This is a genomic window from Spirosoma radiotolerans, assembly GCF_000974425.1.
In the GTDB taxonomy this organism is placed as follows: Bacteria; Bacteroidota; Bacteroidia; order Cytophagales; family Spirosomataceae; genus Spirosoma; species Spirosoma radiotolerans.
In genome coordinates this window covers 2,625,144-2,646,255 of the sequence record NZ_CP010429.1, presented here as the reverse complement: position 1 = coordinate 2,646,255, position 21,112 = coordinate 2,625,144, and the positions used below count along the sequence as shown (strand labels likewise).

The 21,112-nt window shown below is 51.5% G+C and carries 17 protein-coding genes; 7 read left to right on the top strand and 10 right to left on the bottom strand.

Annotated features, from left to right (window positions below):
• The first annotated feature begins 12 nt into the window (after nucleotides 1-12).
• Both SD10_RS10720 and SD10_RS10715 read left to right on the top strand, forming a co-directional pair.
• Nucleotides 13-1,218, top strand: a complete 1,206-nt coding sequence (locus SD10_RS10720) for a DUF4249 domain-containing protein (RefSeq protein ID WP_046573796.1) — start codon at nucleotides 13-15, stop codon at nucleotides 1,216-1,218.
• A 24-nt stretch (nucleotides 1,219-1,242) separates the two neighbouring features.
• Nucleotides 1,243-3,639, top strand: a complete 2,397-nt coding sequence (locus tag SD10_RS10715; RefSeq protein ID WP_046573795.1) for a TonB-dependent receptor — start codon at nucleotides 1,243-1,245, stop codon at nucleotides 3,637-3,639.
• Between the two features lie 656 nt (nucleotides 3,640-4,295).
• Here SD10_RS10715 and SD10_RS10705 read toward each other — a convergent pair.
• From SD10_RS10705 to SD10_RS10690, 4 genes are all read right to left on the bottom strand, one after another.
• Entirely contained in the window at nucleotides 4,296-5,429 is a 1,134-nt protein-coding gene (locus SD10_RS10705; RefSeq protein WP_046573793.1) for an efflux RND transporter periplasmic adaptor subunit, read from the bottom strand.
• Nucleotides 5,430-5,445: 16 nt separating this feature from the next.
• Nucleotides 5,446-8,709, bottom strand: coding sequence for an efflux RND transporter permease subunit (locus tag SD10_RS10700; RefSeq protein ID WP_046573792.1), 3,264 nt, complete (start codon nucleotides 8,707-8,709; stop codon nucleotides 5,446-5,448).
• Between the two features lie 5 nt (nucleotides 8,710-8,714).
• Nucleotides 8,715-10,154: a TolC family protein gene (locus SD10_RS10695; RefSeq protein WP_046573791.1), complete on the bottom strand. Its 1,440-nt coding sequence runs from the start codon at nucleotides 10,152-10,154 to the stop codon at nucleotides 8,715-8,717.
• Nucleotides 10,155-10,341: 187 nt separating this feature from the next.
• Nucleotides 10,342-10,869, bottom strand: coding sequence for a hypothetical protein (locus SD10_RS10690; RefSeq protein WP_046573790.1), 528 nt, complete (start codon nucleotides 10,867-10,869; stop codon nucleotides 10,342-10,344).
• Nucleotides 10,870-11,318: 449 nt separating this feature from the next.
• Between SD10_RS10690 and SD10_RS28715 the strand changes: the two genes are divergently transcribed.
• A complete protein-coding gene (locus tag SD10_RS28715) occupies nucleotides 11,319-12,164 on the top strand; it encodes an alpha/beta hydrolase (RefSeq protein ID WP_052731151.1) in 846 nt (281 codons plus the stop codon).
• A gap of 161 nt (nucleotides 12,165-12,325) precedes the next feature.
• Here the strand turns inward: SD10_RS28715 and SD10_RS10680 are convergent, their stop codons facing one another.
• Nucleotides 12,326-12,691 carry a VOC family protein gene (locus tag SD10_RS10680; protein WP_148562423.1) on the bottom strand — a complete coding sequence of 122 codons (366 nt, stop codon included), beginning with the start codon at nucleotides 12,689-12,691 and terminating at the stop codon, nucleotides 12,326-12,328.
• A 97-nt stretch (nucleotides 12,692-12,788) separates the two neighbouring features.
• Between SD10_RS10680 and SD10_RS10675 the strand changes: the two genes are divergently transcribed.
• On the top strand, nucleotides 12,789-13,385 hold the full coding sequence (locus SD10_RS10675; RefSeq protein WP_046573788.1) for a MarR family winged helix-turn-helix transcriptional regulator: 597 nt from the start codon (nucleotides 12,789-12,791) through the stop codon (nucleotides 13,383-13,385).
• Between the two features lie 293 nt (nucleotides 13,386-13,678).
• On the opposite strand, the gene SD10_RS10670 is transcribed toward SD10_RS10675, so the two are convergent.
• Nucleotides 13,679-14,023 carry a winged helix-turn-helix transcriptional regulator gene (locus tag SD10_RS10670; protein ID WP_046573787.1) on the bottom strand — a complete coding sequence of 115 codons (345 nt, stop codon included), beginning with the start codon at nucleotides 14,021-14,023 and terminating at the stop codon, nucleotides 13,679-13,681.
• Nucleotides 14,024-14,140: 117 nt separating this feature from the next.
• On the opposite strand from SD10_RS10670, the gene SD10_RS10665 reads away from it, so the two are divergent.
• Nucleotides 14,141-14,887 (top strand): alpha/beta fold hydrolase, encoded by a 747-nt coding sequence (locus tag SD10_RS10665; RefSeq protein ID WP_082111568.1) that lies wholly within the window; start codon nucleotides 14,141-14,143, stop codon nucleotides 14,885-14,887.
• A 220-nt stretch (nucleotides 14,888-15,107) separates the two neighbouring features.
• On the opposite strand, the gene SD10_RS10660 is transcribed toward SD10_RS10665, so the two are convergent.
• Nucleotides 15,108-16,079, bottom strand: a complete 972-nt coding sequence (locus SD10_RS10660) for a helix-turn-helix transcriptional regulator (protein WP_052731150.1) — start codon at nucleotides 16,077-16,079, stop codon at nucleotides 15,108-15,110.
• A 120-nt stretch (nucleotides 16,080-16,199) separates the two neighbouring features.
• Here SD10_RS10660 and SD10_RS10655 point away from each other — a divergent pair, with 120 nt between their 5' ends.
• Both SD10_RS10655 and SD10_RS10650 read left to right on the top strand, forming a co-directional pair.
• Complete coding sequence (locus SD10_RS10655) at nucleotides 16,200-16,658, top strand: anthrone oxygenase family protein (protein ID WP_046573786.1); 459 nt, start codon at nucleotides 16,200-16,202, stop codon at nucleotides 16,656-16,658.
• A gap of 76 nt (nucleotides 16,659-16,734) precedes the next feature.
• Nucleotides 16,735-17,163, top strand: a complete 429-nt coding sequence (locus SD10_RS10650; protein WP_052731149.1) for a DUF2141 domain-containing protein — start codon at nucleotides 16,735-16,737, stop codon at nucleotides 17,161-17,163.
• Nucleotides 17,164-17,367: 204 nt separating this feature from the next.
• Here the strand turns inward: SD10_RS10650 and SD10_RS10645 are convergent, their stop codons facing one another.
• From SD10_RS10645 to SD10_RS10635, 3 genes are all read right to left on the bottom strand, one after another.
• On the bottom strand, nucleotides 17,368-18,756 hold the full coding sequence (locus SD10_RS10645) for a HAMP domain-containing sensor histidine kinase (RefSeq protein WP_046573785.1): 1,389 nt from the start codon (nucleotides 18,754-18,756) through the stop codon (nucleotides 17,368-17,370).
• Nucleotides 18,757-18,758: 2 nt separating this feature from the next.
• Nucleotides 18,759-19,433: a response regulator transcription factor gene (locus SD10_RS10640; protein ID WP_046573784.1), complete on the bottom strand. Its 675-nt coding sequence runs from the start codon at nucleotides 19,431-19,433 to the stop codon at nucleotides 18,759-18,761.
• A gap of 101 nt (nucleotides 19,434-19,534) precedes the next feature.
• Complete coding sequence (locus SD10_RS10635) at nucleotides 19,535-20,854, bottom strand: chloride channel protein (protein ID WP_227699198.1); 1,320 nt, start codon at nucleotides 20,852-20,854, stop codon at nucleotides 19,535-19,537.
• Nucleotides 20,855-21,112 lie beyond the last annotated feature (258 nt).

Sequence of the window (21,112 nt, the reverse complement as noted above, 5' to 3'; positions counted from 1 at the left end):
CACTCAATTGGTATGCACAGGACTTTTTTCTTACAAATCTTTTACTGGAGTGGGCTCGTCTCGCTGGTGGTTTTGCTCTACAGTTGCATTGACGCCTACGACCCCGGCGTTCCGTTGAATAGTAACTTGCTGGTGGTGAGTGGCATTGTCACGAACCTGGACGAGACCCAGAGCATCAGCCTGAGTCGTTCCCGCTCTACTGCCGATAGCGGTACGGTAAGTACGCCCGTCAGGCGCGCATCGGTAACGGTCCTGATCAACGGAACAACACCCATCACCCTGCTCGAAAGCCAACCCGGCATGTATAGTTTTCCTGATGATTTTCGGGGACAGGTTGGCACGACTTACCAGCTCCGTTTTCAGACCGAAGAAGGTGTTCGATACGAATCGTCCGTTGAAACGATGGCGACTATTCCACCGATTCTGAAAGCATATGATCAGTTCAACCCACAGGGGCCAAAGACAACGGCCGATGGGTTGAATGTGCCCGCCAATGACGTGTATATTGATTTTCAGGACCCGGCCAATGAGCGCAATTTCTACCTCTGGCGATGGCGGCTGTATGAGCAGCAACTCTGGTGCGCCACCTGCCAGCAGGGCCGTTACATTGTCGTGGATGTTGGCCCTGTAGGCAGCGGACCGATTGATGTACTTGGGTGCGTACGAGATACGACCTTGAGTCTGTCCATCCAGTTTGATTACCCCTGCCGGGAGTTGTGCTGGGATATTTTCTATAACACGGACATTGACGTTTCCGCAGATGCTTACACAAACGGGCAATTGCAAACGGGACATAAAGTGGCGAGTGTCCCCATTTACCAGCGCAATCCAGCCCTGATTGTGGTTCAGCAACTGTCTTTATCGCCCAGTGCGTATCGGTATTACAAACTCTTCACCGATCAGGTGCAGAATACGGGAACCCTGGCCGATTCGCCCCCCGCGCCTATTTCGGGCAATATAAAAAATCTGGCCAACTCGTCGGAGAATGTTATTGGCTATTTTTCGGCTGCGGCCGTAACGGAAATCCGTCACAAGATCAAGCGTCAGGATGTCACGACGGGCACTTTTCAGGGGTTGTTCTATGCCATAAACGGCCGCACGCCACGCCTGGAATCCTCATTGCCCGGCAGCAGCACGTACGGGGGCAGTGTTGCTTCAGCGCTGTGCGTATCCAGCCGCACTCGAACCGATCAATTCCCCCCCGGCTGGAATGACTAACGAACCTATCTACTCGCTGAACGGATGAGCCGACACCTACCTGCCCTTATCATTTTTCTGCTTTTTAGCCCGGTCCTCCAGGCCCAGATGATGGTTAACCTGAACGGCATTGTCCGCGATTCGGCCACGGGTAAACCGCTGGCTGGCGCAGCCATTGTGGTCGATTATCGCAAAGCACTCACCGGCACCAGCACCAATGAGCAAGGCCGTTTTTCTATCGACCTGCCTGCTGGCGATCACATCGTGGTAGCCCGATTGGTTGGCTTTACGCCCGTCCGGAAAAATGTTCGTCTTTCCAGCGACCCCGTAACAATCCAGCTGAACTTGATTACCGTTGAAAGCCAGTTGGAAGAAGTCGTCGTGACGACCAAAGGATTCGACAAAACGGTTCGGCAACCTATTCTGGGTGTCAACCAGATCAATATGAGTGCCTTACGGAAGCTTCCAGCCGCCCTCGGCGAAGTTGATCTGTTACGCGGCTTACAGATGCTTCCGGGTGTGTCGAGCGTTGGGGAAGCCAGCAACGGCGTAAATATTCGGGGTGGCACCACCGACCAAAACCTGATTCTGCTGGACGATACGCCCATCTTTAATCCCACCCACATGTTTGGGCTGTTTTCTATTTTCCCCTCCGAGGTGATTAGTACGGCCGATTTATACAAAGGAAACGTACCGGCGCGCTTCGGCGGACGGGCGGCTTCGGTGCTGGATGTGTCCCTGCGAAATCCAAGTCTGGACCAGTTCAGTCTGTCAGGAGGTGTCAGTCTGGTTTCGAATAAATTCACCGCCGACATTCCCATTGTGAAGGGGAAATTCGGAATTCTGGTTTCCGGACGCGGGGCCTTCAACGATTTCCTGTTGCCGATCGTGTCTGACCGGCTGGCGAACATACGAGCCAAATTCGGGGATGCCGTTCTGAAGGCATTCTGGCGTATCGACAATCGCAACACGCTGACGGTAACGGCTTATGGCAGCAAAGATTTGTTCCGGACGGATCTGCTGGCCAACCTGCCTAATGTAAACGGAACCGCCACCCGCTACGACCACCAAACGGTTAACGTCATGGCGCGCTGGTTCCGAACGTTGTCGTCCCGGCTAAACCTCCAAACGACGGGTATTTATGTGCACTATGTTCCCAAAATCCTGTCTCCTGAATTAAGTGGCAACGTGGTCAGTTTGCGGTCGTCGGTATTGCAACGGCAGATAAAATCGAACTTGAATTTCCAACTAACTGATCAAAAGCTTGAGTTGGGCGTTAGCGGCACACATTACCGCATTGAGCCGGGTACATTATATCCCGGCCGGAGCGAAAGCGTCAATTATATAACCACGCCAACCGAGAACGCCCTTGAGTTAGCTATTCATGCCGATTATGAACGGAGCTTTAGCGACAGACTGGCTGTTTCGCTGGGCATTCGTTACTCCCAGTTTCTGTCGATGGGGCCATCGCTGGTCAGGCAGTATGCACCCGGCGAAACCCGCGATGACTTTTCAGTAATCGATTCGACCCGGTATGGCGCTGGTCAGATCTCGAAGCAGTATGGCGGTCCGGAGCCCCGGATTGGCATTCGGTATACGCTGGGGCCCAATTCATCACTCAAATTTGGGTACAACATGATGCGCCAGTATTTACAGGTCGTGACGAACACCACAACGCCCCTGCCCACCTCGCGCTGGAAAACCTCGGACCCCAACATAAAACCACAGATTAGTCAGTTGCTCACGGCCGGTTATTTCCTGAGCTTCAAGGAGAACATTTACGAACTCACGCTGGAGGGCTACTGGCGCGCCACGGAGCACATTATCGACTACCGGCCGGGAGCAGATTTTTTACTTCAACCTTACCCCGAAACGCAACTATTGCAGGGGCGTAGTAAAGCGTACGGCATTGAGACCATGATTTCCAAGAAGAAAGGCGAACTGACCGGCTGGTTAAACTATACCTATGCCCGCACCCTGAATCAGGTGTACGAAGGCGCTTCCATTGAACAAAATGTAAACGCAGGCAACTGGTACAAAGCCAGTTACGACCGCCCACACACAGTCAATGCCAACATGACCATTGATGTAGACCGGCACAATAGCTTTGGGTTTACGTTTGCCTACAGCACGGGACGACCCTATTCAGCCCCCACGGGATATGTTACCATCGATGGGGCGCAGTATCCCTACTACGGTGAACGCAACAATGAGCGATTACCGGCCTACCACCGGCTGGATTTCGCCTGGAACATATACAGTCCGGGCATGAGAAAACGGCGTTGGGAAGGGCGCTGGGCATTTACCGTCTATAATTTGTATGGCCACAAGAATGTGTATTCCGTGTTTTTCAAAACCGAGAATAACAAAACCAACGCCTATAAGCTCCAGATTTTTGCGGCACCCATTGCTTCCCTCTCCTACAACTTCGTGTTTAAGTAAGCTTTTTATAATGCCACTCAGCTTGCTAGGGTGGTACGAGTGATTTTGAACATACCCGTTGCTGACGTTATGCTTTACGTGAAGCAAAGAAAAAACCATTGCCTGGAAGCCAACATTCCCGTTGGGAAGAAATCAAATCATATTCTATCAGAATAGTTGTATTTATTCTTTTTATTTACCAATTTTGTTTCACTTGTTACGGAGGTAACAGACGAAATTGCTTTTTTTCAATTCAGGTTGTATTCAAAAACCAGCAAAAAACGGCCCTTTCCAGCGAATTGGGGCCGTTTTTTCTTTTTATTCAAGATATCTTCAGTGGATTACAGGCCCATTAGTAAGTAGCTCCCATTATATATTGACTCTTACCCTTCATTCTATTCCAAGTAGACACTTACAGCGATACAAATAGGTAGTTTACTGGTTACCAATGGTTCGTCAATTTTAGATGTATGAAAATGGGCGTGATTAGCTTTGGGTCTCTGACCACCCAACCCTAATCACGCCCTATGCAAGGATCAGCTTACTGAGAAGACACGCTATCGGATAGACTATAAAGGACTCTTTTGGGAGGTCGATGAATGTCAAGGAGAAAACCAGGACCTGGTGGTCGCCCAGGTCAAGCTAACGGATGAACAGCTGATGGTATTACTTCCTGACTACTGGCTCACAAGTTGCGTTTTAACCTTAGCCTGGTCGGCCAGATCATCGGTTGCTGTTTTAAAAATCAGATCACCGGGCTTCAGGTTACCAAAAACCTGCGTCTGCCCAGCCGACTCATCGCCTTTCTGCACCGTTACCCGAACGGCTTTTCCATCCACCACTTTCAACACAAACGTGCGGTCTATGGTACTGATAATAGCGGATTTGGGTACGTATAAACTACCCTCATTCGTAGTACTGACGGGCAATCGAACCGAGGCAAACATGCCCGGCTTTAATTGGCCACCTTTATTCTGGAAATCGATTTCGACCAGCTCAGAGCGGGTTTCGGGCCGAACGCTGTTGGCGATGCGATTGATGCGTCCCGTAAATGTTTGCCGGGGAAAGCTTCGTACTGAAAATTGAACCGGATTGCCCCGCCGAATATCGCCCAGATACGCTTCCGGGACGGCAATGCGCAAACGAAGTCGGTCGAGTTGTTTGATCTTCAGCATGGGTACGCCGTTCTGGCCGCCCGGTCCCACAAATGCGCCTGGCGACAGCCGCCGGTCAGTGATGACGCCCGTGAACGGAGCGGTTATTTTCAGATAACTCACCAGTTGCTGTACTGAATTGTAGTGGGCATTGGCTGCAACAATGGCCAGACTATCGGAAATAGCTTTGGTTCGGGATGCATCCAGATCGACGGGCGAAATTGCCCCCAGTGTCCGGCTGGTCCGTAAAACGCGCAGGAAAGTGCCTTTACTGGCACCATAAACGGCTTCGGCAGCTTTCACTTTCGAGTAGGCTTCGGTCAGGTTCGCCGTTAGTTCGGGCGCTTCCAGTTCGGCCAGTACCTGCCCCTTCTTTACCTGATCGCCAATATCGACGTGCAGCGCTTTAACGTAGCTGCTCACGCGGGGATAGAGATCGGTTTCGTAGTAGCTTTCCAGCTCGCCCGGCAGATTTAGTTCCGATGCCGGACGGGAAGCCGCTACCCGAATGGTTTCGTACCGAATGTCTTCCTCAACGGGTACTTCGTCCATCTGGCTTTTTTCGGCTGACGAGTTGCCGCACTGGCTGAACAGAAAGCCCAGGCCCGCTATAAGGGCCACTTGCAAACCGGGTCGGAGGAGATTGTATACATTCATGGTGTCGATTAGCTGGTTAGTAGGTTAAACTGGATTCAGACCGTTCGGCCAGAGCTTCGGGTGATCCATCGAACACGGTGCTGGTTGGGTCGTCCGGGTCGAGTGAAGGCGAGTCAAAGGCCGTTTTACGCTGAATGGCCGCAAAAACGACGGGCAAAATCAGCAGGGCGGCAATCGTTGAAAAAAATAGCCCACCAATAACCGCCCGGCCCAGCGGGGCGGTTTGTTCGCCCGACTCACCTAGCCCACTCGCCATCGGAACCATCCCGGCAATCATTGCCAGCGCCGTCATCAGAATAGGCCGAAGGCGGGCTGCACCGGCCACCCGGGCAGCGGCACGAGCGTCGCGGTAGCGCAGCCGTAGAGATTCGGCATTGGTAACCAGCAACAGGGCATTGGCCACCGACACCCCCACCGACATGATGATGCCCATGTAGGATTGCAGGTTGAGCGTTTGCCCGGTTACGAGCAGCAGCGTGAGGGAGCCAGCCAACACGGCGGGTATGCTCACCAGCACCACACTCGCTACTTTGAACGACTGGTAGTTGGCGGCCAGCAACAGGAAGATCACCACAATGGCCAGTCCCAGCCCAAACTGAAGACTGCTCAGCGTTTCCTGAAGCAGCTTGGCCAGTCCACGCAACTCCACCACCGACCCTTGGGGAGGTTGTCCGGCCGCCGTGATAGCGGCTTGCACATCGTGCGTGGCCGTACCCAAATCAATCTGGTTGATGTTGGCCGACACCGTGATGATCCGGCGGGGGCCAATGCGGTCGTACTGGCCCGGTACGGTAGTTGGCGTAATGGTTGCCACATCGCCCAGCGTGGGCCGCAACTGTCCTTTCACGAGCGGAATCGCCTGAATATCGGCCACTGACTTCATCTGATCCTGTTCCAGTTGAATCTGCACCTGGTAGGCAAACCCTTTCGACTGGTCGAGCCACAGGTTCTTGGCCGTAAATCGGCTGGACGAGGTTGCCGCCACCAGCGACTTGGAAATCTCGTCGATGCTAAGCCCTAATTGACCCGCCCGTTCGCGATCTACCTGGATCGACACCGTGGGGTAACTAAGCGGTTGATTGATCCGCAGATCACGTAGGTAGGGAATCTCACGCAAACGGGTCAACAAGCGGTTGGCGTAGTGCTGCCCTTCTTTGATGTCTTTGCCGCCCACTAAAATCTCGATGGGTGTTTGTGCGCCCTGGCTCATGATCTTATCGGTCAGGTCGATGGGTTCGAACGAAAGCTGGACGTTGGGCATTTTTCGGTGAACCCGCTGGCGAATCTGTTCTTTTAGCGCGTCCATAGACTTGACTTCATATTCGTCGGACAGATTGACTTGCAGCACCGCTTCGTGCGGACCGGCATTGAACACGTAAAGCGCGCTGGTGCCATAGCTGGAGGGCGTCATTCCCACAAAAGCCGACGAAATGGCCATGTTATCAGGGCCAACGATGTCGCCAATCTGCTTGATTACCCGCTTGGTGAGCTCTTCAGTCCGTTCGATCCGCAGGCCCTGCGGCCCAACGATCCGCACCTGAAACTGATGGGCGTGGTTTTGCCGGGGCATCATGTCCTGACCAATCTGGGCGAAGCCAATACCAATCAGGAGCGCACAAACCAGTACATATGCACTGATGACCAGCGTTCGATGGCCCATCAGGTTGTCCAGAACCCGGAGGTAACCCAGCTTAAAGCGTTCGAAACCCGTCACTTTTTCGGGGTGCTTTTCCTCATAGCTTTCCTGCCGACCCTCCGCCGGTTGATTCAGATCGGGCAAAATGCTTACGTCATGCGGGCTGGCATGGGGATGACTTTTTAGCCACCAGTTCGCCACCACGGGTACAAACACCTGCGATAGAATATAGGAAGCAATGATCGAGAAGCCAACCGATAACGACAAGGGCAGGAACATGCCGCGCGGAACACCGTTCATCAGGAAAGCGGGCGCAAATACGGCCAGAATACACAGGGTAATGAGCAGCAGCGGGAAGGACATCTCCTGGCAGGCATCCAGAATGGCGCGGGCTTTAGGTTTGCCCATCTCAAGGTGCTGGTGAATATTTTCAATCACGACCGTTGCCTGATCGACCAGAATACCGATGGCCAGCGCCAACCCCGACAGGGTCATGATATTAATGGTTTGGCCAGTCAGGTTGAGCAGCAAAATAGCGCTCATAATGGACACCGGAATCGTCAGGATTACAATCAGCGAACTCCGCCAGTCGCCCAGGAAAAGCAATACCATCAACCCGGTCAGAATGGCGCCCAAACCGCCTTCAACAGCCAGACTATGAACCGCCTGCGTGACGTAGACCGACTGGTCGAACTCGTAGGTAAGCTGTACATCATCCGGCAACAGCGCTTTCATTTCGGGGAGTTTGGCTTTCAGCGCACTCACAACGCTCATGGTCGAAGCATCGGCACTTTTGGTAACGGGAATGTAAACCGACCGTTTTCCATTGACCAGTGCATACCCAACCATTATATCGGTAGCATCTTCTACCGTGGCTACGTCACGAAGAAACACCGTTGGCCCTACGCCCTTCCGCAGCGGAATAGTCAAAAACTCGCTGACCTTGTCGAGTACCGTGTTGCTGGGCGTCATGATGGTATAGTCACCCATTTGAACGCTACCGGCCGGTGAAATCTGGTTGTTCTTCACAACGGCCTGTACAATTTCGTCGGGGGTCAGTTCATAACTACGCATCCGTTCGGGATCGACTTTCACGACCACCGTTCGTTCGTTGCCGCCAAACGGGGGCGGAGCCGAAGCGCCCGGAATCTGGGAAAACAAGGGCCGGATGCGGGTAGAAGCCAAATCCTGCATTTCCCCCAGCGATGCCCGGCGACTGCTGAACACCAACTGACCCACGGGTAAGCTCGACGCATCGAAGCGAACGACCGTGGGAGGCACAGTGCCCGGCGGCAAATAATTCATAACCCGGCTGACCTGGTTGGCTACTTCGCCCGATACCTGCGCCATGTTGACGTCTTCATAAAACGAACATTTCACCAGACACAGGCCCTGAATATTTTTCACCTCCACCGACTTGATACCCGACACATAAAGCAGCTGATTCTGGTAACGGGTGGCAATAAAGCCTTCCATCTGAGCGGGTGTCATCCCGCCATAGGGCTGGGCAATGTAAATTGTAGGCAGATTCAGCCGGGGGAAAATGTCCACCGGAATCTGCAAAAGGGCCAGAATCGCAAATAAAATAATCCCGGCTAAGGCAACGATGACCGTAATGGGTTTGGCTAAGGCAGCTTTGATCATGAGAATTAGCGGGGAAGTTGTTGGAAGAATGAATCCAGATCGCCAATGGTAGCGGCTCGGAGCAGCAGAGCGCGCCAGACGCTGCTGGTGACCAGTGCCTGATCGACTTCCGCCCGATTCAGTAGCGCACTGGTTTGGGTGAGCGCCTGAATGTTGTCCAGCCCCGATTCGTAGCGGGCCTGCGCCTGGATGTAGGCCTGCTGGGCCGCATCCAGTTGGAGCGGAGCCTGCTGGGCACGGGCCTGAGCCAACTGGAGCTGCAATGCCGCATTCTGGCCCGCAGCCTGAAGGCCGAGTGCCTGCTGGTCATACGCCTGCTGACTGGCATTGATCCGTTCGCGCTGGGCCGACAGGGCATATTTTGTTCGCCATAAATCAGTTGGGCGCCAGATGGCCGTAACGCCCGCGATGTAGTTGAACGAACGCAGCGGCAGGCCAGCGCCCAGCGACGGATCGATACGGAACGTACCATCGGACTGGGCCTGCTCGCTGATGCCCGAGCCGCGCCCCTGTACTGATCCAAGCAACGAAACAGACGGTAAGGCCGACGCTTTCAGCAACGTTTCGCCCGCTCTGCCTACCTCGATACTTTTTTGATAAACTCGTAACTGCGGATGCAGCGCGGGATTGCTGCCGGGGGAAAGCGGTAACTGAGGCAGCTGGTTATAAAAAACCATCGTGTCGAGCCGCACAGCCGGGTTCGGTTGGCCAATCAATTCGGTCAGTCGAAGTACTTGCTGTTGAGCCAGTTGCTGGCTTTCCAGTACCTGCAATTGAGCACGGGCCACTTCCGTATTGGCTACGGCACTATCAATACCCGGCCGGAGCCCACCTTCGGTGCTGGCGCGAATGATGCGCTGGAGTTGCTGCGCTCGCAGGAGATTCGTCCGTTGCAACGCTACCGATTTTTGCGCATTGAGCGCCAGCAAATACGCATCGCACACCCGCACCTGATGAGTAAATAGCTCTCCTTCGTAGTCGGCCTGCGCCTGCTCCACGGCCAGCCGGGCCTGATCGCGTCGAGCTTGCCGACGCCCAAACGTGACGGCTTCCCAATCGACGACCATCGACGCGGCACTGGTCCAGGCAGGGTTCATATTAAACCCGTCGGTGCGTACGCCGGAAACGGGCAGCAACAAGCCCCCGTTGGAAACATAAGCACCACGTACCTGATTAGAAGTTGCATTGAGCGTCTGCGCCTGAATACCCGCCTGAGGCAACAGCGACATGTTTAGGGCCTGCACATCGGCTTCAGTGGCTCGAATGGTGGCTAGTTTTCCCCGAAGGCCTGGGTAGTTGGTCCGGGCCAGTTCCAGCGCTTTGGGTAAAGTGAGTGAGTTTGTTGGCGTCACCGGCAGGTTTCCCGGTTGCGCCCAGCTCTGGCCGATCCAGCAACTGGCCAGAAAAGACAGAAGCCAATAATATCGTTTATTTCCGCTACGCATGAGCCTGTTTCGATGAATAGGCCAAAGCTACGGGATGGATATTAGAGCCAGATTAGAGCCAAATTAGTTCCTATTAGAACGGATCAATCCGCAGCTACTGTAGTGACAACAGCCGCGCCGATGGGCAGAGCATCAGGAGGTGATTTTCTACCCCTCACAAAGGCACATGCCCAGGCTAAACATAGCCCTATTTAAACGACTCTACCTCAGACAAGTCGGTTGGATAAAAGGCGTGCCTCACCGGTTGGGACTGGCGGGGCTGGCCAGCCTGCTGATAACTCAACTGAGAAAGCGTTTCGTAAATCTGTTGCCCTGGATCGGCCCTTTCATACTTGGTTTTAAAATAAGCCTCTTCCTTGGAGATATCAGTCTGTTTGGCTTGCTCTTGTTGGCCGATCATAGCCGCCAGCGAATCCGCTTGGTGGGTTCCTTTTAGCTGATCCTGTTGGCGCAACTGGCCATAGGTTTCATGGGTTAACAGCCTCATTTGAATGCGGAAGTCCACCTGGGTATCATAAAGCCGTTTCCACCAGTTTTTAAGGGGAATCAGGCTGTAGCGGAAGGAGACGAACTGAAGGTTGGTCACGGGTTGATTCGCTTGCCGGAGCTGATCGGCTTCCAACTGGCGTACCTTTGCTTTTAACCGCTCTTCGATGGATTGTCTATTGGCGGTTAGGCTGAACAGCAAGCAGATAAAGGCTAACACGGGCTTCATGGTCTTGGTCGAAAGGGTAGTTAATGTACATCGCTAACCGATGCGGGTAGCCATCCTTTTAGGGAAAGGTAATTTTAGTCGCAAGTTGCACGAGTTGGAGAAGGTATAAACTGTTCTTGCAGAACGAATTCTACTTTATACTTGGCTAACGACAGCCCTACTGGGGATGCCCCTTAGGAGCGGCTATTACAGATGGGTAAAGTTTTCCTACTAACAGTAGGAAAAACTAAGACAAGAAAATCCTAACGGTCGTTCTTTTACCCATGTCTCACCAAAGTAGCGTCTTTGCGAGAATGTTCTTCTGATCTGCCCACCAACTACTTTACATGCTGCTCAAGCAGAATAGACATACGTTAAATTAACTTAAACCGGTTAGCCACAAGCAACCCTATCCACCGGTTGGCTACTCCCTCAATGCTCAGTAGAGTACTTCCCTATTGATCAACCGTATGCATCTGATACCAACACTCGCTCTGTTCGGCTTTACTTTGCTTGGCTGCCAACCGAGGGATAAGGCCAATAACCAGCCGCCTGCCAATTCACCCCTTCAGGTAATGTATTCAAAAACCATCCATGATTCGCTATATGTGCAGACTCAACTCCCTTTAGAATACAGCGACAGCACAACCAAACATTTCCCAGTGGTCGTGGTCCTGGATGGCAATTTTCACTTCCCTATGCTGGCCGCGAGTATCCATCAGTATGAAAAAGCGGGATTACTACCTCCACTTGTCTTAGTGGGGGTTGGCTATAAATCGTTCGACGCGATGGATTCCCTTCGGGTACGGGACTATTTATATCCTTCGGCTTTACCCGCTGATGAGTTGAAAGCGCCCGGTGGCGGTGAGCAATTTCGCCAATTTCTGGGCCAAGAGTTATTGCCTTTGATTGACGCTACTTACCGAACGCTGGCTCAAAACAGAACACTACTTGGTCATTCATTTGGGGGCTACTTTGCCTTGTATACATTACTTAGCCAAGCCAAAAGCAGGACCCACGTTTTTCAAAACTTCGTAGCCGCCAGTCCGGCTGTATGGTATCATAATTTCTATTTGAACCAGTTACCTAGCCAGCTAGGCAGGGTCAATACGTCCGACTCAGTACGACTGGTTGTAACTGTCGGCGGCCAGGAAAATCGGCAGTGGGACGTTGAGCCCACTACAGCTTTGCTGGCCTCGCTTCGGCAGACCAATAAGGTTAGCCTACTTGGTGTGGTTTATAACCAGCTTGGGCACATGGATACCGGGCAACTAAGCTTTCTCAAGGGGTTAGAGTTATTTTATGGTTCACGCTGATCAGAATTCATTAGTTCATCAACTGCCATAAAAGGCTCGTGCATGAATATTAATTCGTTTCATGCACGAGCCTATTTTGAGAGTTAGTAACCAATTTATATAATGAGCCTGTAGCGCGTACAGATAACTGAGCAGCGTCATCTGTACGCGCTACAGGCTCATTAATTTTTCGTCATCCAAAAGCGCAGGATGTTGCCATCAGGATCCTTAAAACTGGCAATAGAAGCCCCATCCCCTAAATCCATAATCGGATGAATTAATGAAATGTTGTGAGTCCGCACAAAGCGCTCAATGTCATCTACCGCAAAGGACAGGACCGTATTAACGTTCGCTTGCGTAAGCACCTTTTGTTTGAGCACCGCATAATGAATTCCCTTGTAGTCACATTCCCAATGTTCAGGCGTATTGCCATGGCGATTCAACGCTAGCGGAATACCTAATATGTCCCGATAAAATGTTGCTAACCGCTCTGGTTCAGGTGAGGACATGATCACCCCTGTCAATCCGTTAACTTGTTGTGCTTGCATAATTACATCATTTATGATTTTTATTGTGCGAATATACATCATAAATGATTATTTAACACCTGGATGATGCTTTAGTTTTACATCAAAGATGATCTATATGAATAAAGCTGTTGAACTACTCAATCTTTGGGCGAGCTATGAACAAGAAAACCCTAAAGCGGATTTAGCGCAGTTTTGCCAAACTTACTTAGCGAGTCAGCAGCCCGAAAGCAGTTTAGCTTCCTTCTGGCAATCCCCTGCCCCTCCTGATAAGGCTAGCTTGCTGATTAAATTAATTGGCCGGGTTTCCAAATTGCATACACTTCATGCCCTGGCTGCTTTTAAAGAATGCGGCCTTAACAGCTTCGATGAGTTTTTGTATCTCAGTTCGGTAGCGTACATGACCAATCCCAAGAAGACCGATGTCATCTCGGCTCACTTCAATGAGTTATCATCCGGCTTACTGATTCTTGACCGGCTCAAGAAGTCGGGGCTAATCCTGGAACAAGGTGATGTGCATGATAAGCGGACCAAACGGCTAACGATCACTAGCCAAGGGCAAAGCCAACTAGAAGCTTGCTACCAGAAATTGAACGAGGTGAACCAGCTATGTTTTGGGGGACTAGCTGAAAATCAAATTGAGTTGGGTATTCATCTGTTACAACCGGTGGAGGCCACCTTGGCTAAGCATTGGTTAGCAGCTAAAATGAAATAATAGAAGGGAGGTTTATGGCTACTTTGCTGGGTGCTTAGCGCTAAAGTAACCAGTACTATTATCAACCAGGATCGGCACGATCTGACCAAGCCCTTATTCTAAGTTAGTCCTTAATGGACTTGATTTACCCAATCAGCGATTGATAGCCATCCCCTGGTCTCAATTTTAGGCGCGTTACAGGCGGATACATCAGTTAAATACTATAGAATGAGCACGGGCTGGCCACTCCCACTCTCAAATGAATCGGCGTCTGGTGCTGAACAACTACTTGTTTTTGTGAGGAGGGCAACCGCTTAACGATGAATCATCTCGGTGCGAAAGTGCCGGCCCCAAACCCGTAGCTCGACTAACAGACTCTTCAACGACAGGCCTAAGGGCGTCAGTGAGTATTCGACCGAAACAGGCATACTATCTGCCAACAGCTTACGTGTGATAAGCTGGTTGGCTTCCAGCGCTTTCAACTCTTGAGATAACATCTTCGGCGAGATGTCCCCAATATCACGCTGAATCTCCCCAAACCGTTTTGTTCCATAGGTTAAGGAAATGACAATGGGAATGCGCCATTTGCCCTGAATCACTTCCAGCGCATCGCGGGCCGCCAGCAGTTCATACTGGCAAGCCGGTTCTGAAGATTCCATCTGATTATCTTGATTACTGGTTACGCGCAGGTAACTAGTTACTTGTAGGTAACGGCTACCTTTTCGAAAGTGAAGTTGACGAAATTTGTTCAGTTGCTAACCATCAGCTAAATAATTATGAACAAACTAGTGTTGATTCTCGCCTTCATGGCTTCTATAACTTGCTTTGCCCAAACGCATCAGCCTAGAACGTTTCTGTTGGTACACGGAGCTTGGTCGGGTGGCTGGGATTATGCCCAAGTCGAAACTATTCTACGAGCCAAGGGCGATAAGGTATACCGGCCTACCTTGACCGGTCTGGGGGAGCGCGTGCATCTAGCGAACCCAACCATCAATTTGACTACCTTCATTAGCGACATTGTCAACGTGATTAAGTTTGAAGACTTACACAACGTCATTTTAGTCGGACACAGCTTTGGGGGCATGGTCATCTCTGGCGTGGCGGAGCAACTGCCCGATCGAATCAGTAAGCTGATTTATTTGGATGCCATGGTGCCCAATGATGGGGAGAGCGCTCAGATGGTTTGCGGTGATTTATGGAATAGCCTCATGGCATCTCACGTAAAGGATGGCTTTATGGAGTATCCATTTGGGCCGGTCAGATCGATTCCACCTATGGATGTAGCTCAGTCATTGAAAACATTTACCGAGCCGTTATCCCTTCGTAATCCGTTGGTTAAGACCATCCCTACCACGTTTATTGTGATGACTAAGAATGGGCAAAGCCAAGCCGCCAACGACCAAATGGGCTTAGTCAAAGCGCGCCAACGGCACTGGCAAATCGCATCGCTGGAAGGCGGACATTATGCCATGCGGGAACAGCCTGAACAATTGGTAAAGAAATTGGAAGAGGTCCTGAAATAAATCGCCGTTTATCGATCTGCACACGAAATGTGGTTAGTAGCTTTATATATAGTTCTACCTATGTATAAAGCTACGAGCGTTTTGTGGGAATAAGGGAACAAACGATTACTCAGGTCATCCGGCAGTGGCCTACCAATAGCGAATAGGATAGCTACTGTCTGGAATTGCCCGGCGGCTTCGCTACCACTCCACCACAATGACCAATAGCCGCCCACAGCCACTACATTGATTTTGCATACTGTTTTGGCTTTTGACCCAGATGCTGCTTAAAGACACGAGTAAAATGACTCAGGTTGGCAAAGCCCAACTGATAGCCCGTTTCCGACACGGATAGTTTAGCTTCCCGCAACAGTCGGGCCGCTTCGTGCATGCGTACCGTCTGGTAGTAATCATAGAGGCTCATGCCGAAAACCTGCCGAAATAACCGACGGAGTTTGCTTTCGCTCATCCCCGCTACCGAGGCCAGATGGGGCATGCTCGGAGCCCGACTTAGATCCTGTACCAACTGGTCCCGCACGACAAAGAGTGTCTTGCCATCATCGTCCCGTAGCGGATAGACCGCTTTAGTCTCGCGCTTCAGTAAATCGCTCATGAACTGATAGACCAACTCCTGCCCTTTCACGGTTAAGTAAAAGGATAACAGCGGGTCGGTCGAGTGGTGGGCCAACATGTCGGCCGCCACCTGCTGAACGACCAGTGACCCGATTTCTTCGTAGAGGTACGATTGACGACTACTCAGCAGGGTTTGAACCAGCGGCTTTTGGGTTTGTTGCCCCATGAGTTGCCCTAGCAGGGCTGCGTTGATGCCAACGATAATCGTGCGAATGAGCGTACCGGTGGGGAAAGAGACAGCTAAGTCCATATCACTCGAACTCACTTGCACCGCCGGGAGCATTCGGATGGACGACGGGTGGGCGGACGGGGTAGCCGGGCGTACCATATTGCGAAAACTAAATATAATCATCGACTGATCGCCAGGTTCGGCCCGACGGCGCAACTCAACGTCCCGGCTGAGGGTGTAGCGGTGCAACATAACAAATAGTAGCGGGCTAAGCGTAAACCGCTGGATGGTACCCGTCCCCAAAGAAGGGGGGAACGCCATCTCTATATAGTCGGCGCTGGTTGAGTGTCCATCTTCCGACAGCACATCAATCCGTCCGACCGGTCCTGAGGAATCAATTACTAACTGCATCTGACTGAATACGACTATTTATTGGCTAAACGTAGGTATTTTCTGTATATAATGAGCAGGATCTTTGCCATGTTTAAAACAGAACCAATGTTTGGACACACTATACAACCACTTACTGCAATGACACTTAAATTCTTCGAACTCTTCAATCTGGTCCTGTCAGCCTTAGTTGGCGGTATGTACTGGGGTCCTTGGCTGGCACTGAGCCGTTCTCTAAATACATTCGAGCCAGGCGTGTTTCTGGCCATTACCCACCGGCTAAATCAGAACATGGCGGGCTTGATGACATTCCTAACGCCCCTGGGGCTGCTTTCTACCCTGCCCACGCTGTACCTGTCCTTTGATAGCCAGCCGACAACGTTCTGGCTTACGCTGGCGGGCTTCGGCTGCTTCCTGACGGCGCTGATCGTCACGGTACGAATCGAAGTGCCCATCGTAATGCAGATTGTAAGCTGGGACCCATCGGCGCTACCTACCCATTGGGCGCAACTGCGCGACCGGTGGGTGAATTTTCACCGGATTCGGGTAGCGGGGGGCCTGATCGGACTGACACTCTTAGCCGCCGGAGCCATTTTTTAGTCCACTAATGTCTCATCGGACCCAATTAAATTACGCTCAGTCGACTCCATTAAAGTCTACAACCAAGTAAAACACGATGAAAACAATCCTGACCTGGGTGGTGCTGCAAGCTCTGTGGACCACGTCTATGTTCGCACAAGGCGCGCTAACGGTCAACGTAACCGGCTTTGAAACCGACAAGGGACATTGCAAAATCTGGCTCTTCAACTCAGCAGATGGGTTCCCCTCCGATGACAAAAAGGCCTTGCGCTGCGTGGAAGTCCCCATTGAAGAGCTAACCAGCCTATTCGTATTCGACCGATTGCCCGCCGGTAATTATGCCCTGGGAGTGGTGCACGACGAGAACGGCAACCATCGTCTCGATTACAACCTGTTTCGCATACCAAGAGAGGCATACGGTATCTCGAATGACGCCCGAGGGGGCGTGAGTGGCCCGCCGACGTTTGAGCAAGCTATCCTTCGGGTTCCCCCCACGGGCCTGACGGTAACAGTCAACGTCAGGTAGACGGACTGCCAAATCAGCACTTGGTAGTCCGTCATCTACCTTTCCATTTTTTTATTCATAGGTCAACAAGCATGTGGGCATCCGGTCAAGAACGATAAAACGTTTTACTGGATTGTGCTAGCCATCGGGTTTGTCCTAACCTCGCTAGGCATATCCATAGGCATTGAGTTACCCATTATGAACCAGATGAAAACGTGGAAGTTATTAAGCGGGTTGTAAGGGTAGGGTAATGTCGGTGATCGTTCCCCCTCCCGGGCGGGGACGCAGCCGTAGCTTCCCCTGATGGATGGTTATAATCCGATGTGCCAGCGTTAAGCCAATGCCGAAACCATCGATTGCCTGCACGTTAGACCCTCGAACCAGGGGCAGCAACACCCGTTCTTCTTCGCCAGGCGTCAGGCCGATACCCCGATCTTCGATTCGAATACGCGACCGTTCTTCGGTATCCATTTCCAGACAAAGCGTAACCGGCTGTCCACCCGAATATTTGGCCGCATTGTCCAGCAGATTCAACAACGCCGTTCGAAGCAGATAAGCATTGCCCCGGATCATGACTGGTATGCTTTGTTCGAGTATCCCGTCACTGAGTTGCAACGATAGCGATTGTCCGCTATGCTGTTTACTAAATGTATCGGCCGCATCGAGTACAACTTCAACCAATTCGAGTGGCTGCCGGTCAAGCTGGGCATCTACACCATCAATACGGGCCAGTTGCAACAGCCCATTGGACAGAGCGGTAAGTTTATCCAGTTCTTTGACCGCCTGGGCCATACCCCGTTTGAGGCTCTCGGCGTCGGCGTCGTACAGCATAGACGTTTCCAGCCAGCCTTTAATAGTAGTCAGGGGCGTGCGTAATTCGTGCGACGCCTGGGCAATAAACGAGCGTTGATTTTCGACCAGCCGCTCTTGCCGAGTAAGCAGGTCATTAAAGGCCTGCGCCAGCACACCCACCTCATCCTGTGGGTTGTTGGCCCGCAGTCGGAAGGTCAGCGAACTGGCTTCGGGCGTATTGATCTGGTCGATCAGACTGTTTAGTGGCTTGAGGGCCTGACGGGCAAACAGGTACCCCATCAGAATGACCAGTCCAATGGATACCGCATTCCCAATGATAAAAAGATCGCGTAGATCTTTTTGTCGCTGATAGCCGTCCTGATCGTAGGCAGTGGCGATGGCGACGTACTCCCGGCCATCGGGCGACGGTGAGACGCCCGCGTAGGTTAGGGCGACGCCATCTTTAGGATACAAATGACCGGGACTTTCGTATTGAAACCGGACAAGTCGCTCCCGCCGAACCCGACTTCGGAAAGCGGGTTCAGCCACAAAGTCGTTGGTTTGCTGGCTATTATAAATTAAACTGTCGGACGGCGAATAGACAAGCTCGACCTGCTCGGGCATGGATGTAATCACGCTGCCTGCCACCGCTCCTCTCAGTGTGAGCAGTTGCTCCGTAACCCGGGCTTTCCGGGCCAACCGGTCTTCGATGGAACGCTGTCGGAAACTGGCGTAGGTGCTGTACACATAAACCGAGAAAATAACCAGAATACTGGCCACCAACGACGAAAACCAGAGAATGAGTTTATGTTTAATCTGCATAATCAGCCCCGTAAGACGTAGCCCATCCCAATGATCGTATGCAATAGTTTCGGGCTGTAGTCTTTATCAATTTTTTTGCGCAGGTAATTGATATACACGTCAATCACATTTGTGCTCGTATCGAAATGCAGATCCCATACTTTTTCGGCAATGTCGACCCGGCTGACAGTTCGACCCTGATTGACCATTAGGTATTCGAGCAGGGCGTACTCCCGGGCGGTCAGATCAATCCGCTGCCCGGCCCGGAAAACCGAATGAGCCTCCGTATTAAGCTCCAGATCGGCCACACGCAGTACGGTTTTCAAGCCGCTAAAGTCACTATTTCGCCGGGCCAGGGCTTTGATTCGCAACATCAACTCCCGGAATTCAAAGGGCTTAACCAGGTAATCGTCGGCACCGGCTCCAAACCCGCTTTCTTTATCGGGAAGGCTGTCCAGCGCCGTAAGCAGCATAACCGACTGGCGGGGCGTCTCCCGTTTGATATGCCGACACAGGTCAAACCCATTTATATGGGGCAGGTTGACATCGAGCACAATAACGTCGTAGGTCTTGTTGTCGGCCAGGCTTTGGCCCACCAGCCCATCATAAGCCAGATCAATTTCATACCCTTCGCTCTCCACACCTTTGCGAATGAACGAGGCCAGACTTACTTCGTCTTCAACGAGTAGAATTTTCATAATACCTATAGTTTCCTGAGCATCCTGCCAAGCGACATGGTCTCTGGCTGACATATGTGAGCCTCCCTGCGGCATTCACCAAACGTCCCAATTCTATTGAATTACTCATCTTTTGCGCCATTTTTCCGTCCAGCTAAGCCGTTAAAGAACGACTTTAGTCGCTGTAACCAGCTCGAAAGTCGAATGTCGGTCGGTTTTCGGTCTGCTGACAGGCTTCCGATAGAAAGGCCTGGCCTGATGGCAATGGCTCCTGATTTAGGGATGATTAATCGCTGGGAAGCGTATAAACTTTGGTGACCCGACATCAGGTAACTAAGCACGCAGGATACGGCTGCATAAGGTGCTATTGACGCGCCAAACAGCTCGATGGCCAAAATACTGGTAGCAATGGGCGTGTTGGTTGTTCCCGCTAACAGGCTCACAAAGCCAATAGCCGCAAAGGTCGATTGATCTGCTCCAACCAGTTGGGCGAAGGAGCCCCCCGCCGTCGCGCCAATAAAGAGTATAGGCGTAATGACACTGCCGCTCCGACTGATGCTCAATGTGATGATTGTAAAAATGGCTTTCAGCAAAAAGGCGAATCTATTTACTGAATAGCCTTTGATACAGTCTTCCATCAGATTGAGGCCCAGCCCCAAATAATCCCGTGAAAACAAAAGGGTCAAAACAACCAGAATGACCCCACCCAGAAAACCTTTTAAAGGGCGCCAGAGCGGAATGGCGTTGGTTGCCAGGGTACTTTGTTGAATGGCCCGTACTAGGGCGAAGGCACATAAACCAAAGACTATGCCGCCCACTATCAACTGAATGAAGAACCCCTGACCAAAGGCTGGAATAAATTTCAGAGGATAATAAAAAAAAGTAACGCCAAGGGCTGACGAAACCTGATAGGCTGTCACAGAAGCAATAAAAGCGGGCAATAAAACATCATAGAAAATCACGCCAACGGCCAGCACCTCAATCCCAAATAATGCACCCGCAATAGGAGCCCCAAAGACGCAGGCAAATCCAGCACAAAAGCCGCAAAGGACCATCTTCCGGCGATCAATGTCATTCACCCGGAATAAACTGGCACACACACTGCCGATACCTGCCCCAATCTGGGCGCAGGGACTTTCTTTACCAGCCGAGCCTCCCGTAGCCAGAATCAGCACCACATTGACGACTTTCGTGGGAATGAAGCTCCCCTCCAGCTTACCATAGTTTTTATTGATGGCATCGATCAGGGTATCGGTTCCCAGGTGTCTCTTGAGCACAAACTGGCTAAGCAGATTAGCCAGAAAAAAACTGAGGGGTAGTAAGTAAAAAATATGCTGGTATTGATTACTCTGTTCAATGACATAATGCAGCGAACGAATAAATCCTGAAGCAACAAAACCAACCAGACAGCCGATGAGACTGGCAATAAATAGCCATTTCAAGACTGAAAAGAACAAGATTACTTCATCATTGACCCGCATCTGACTATAAACCGGGGAAATGGCATCTCAGTTTATTCCATCTCCCGACAAGACTCATCTTCCCATTGATCCTTCCCGATAAGTGGGCAGAAATAAGCCTGTTCGATTAATGAGCACTACGTTAAACTGGTTCCTATTACAGACTTAGCCGCGTATGGACCCTATTGTCTTTTTCATAAGTTTATCAGTGGTAAACAGAATAAAATAGCTGGTCAAAAG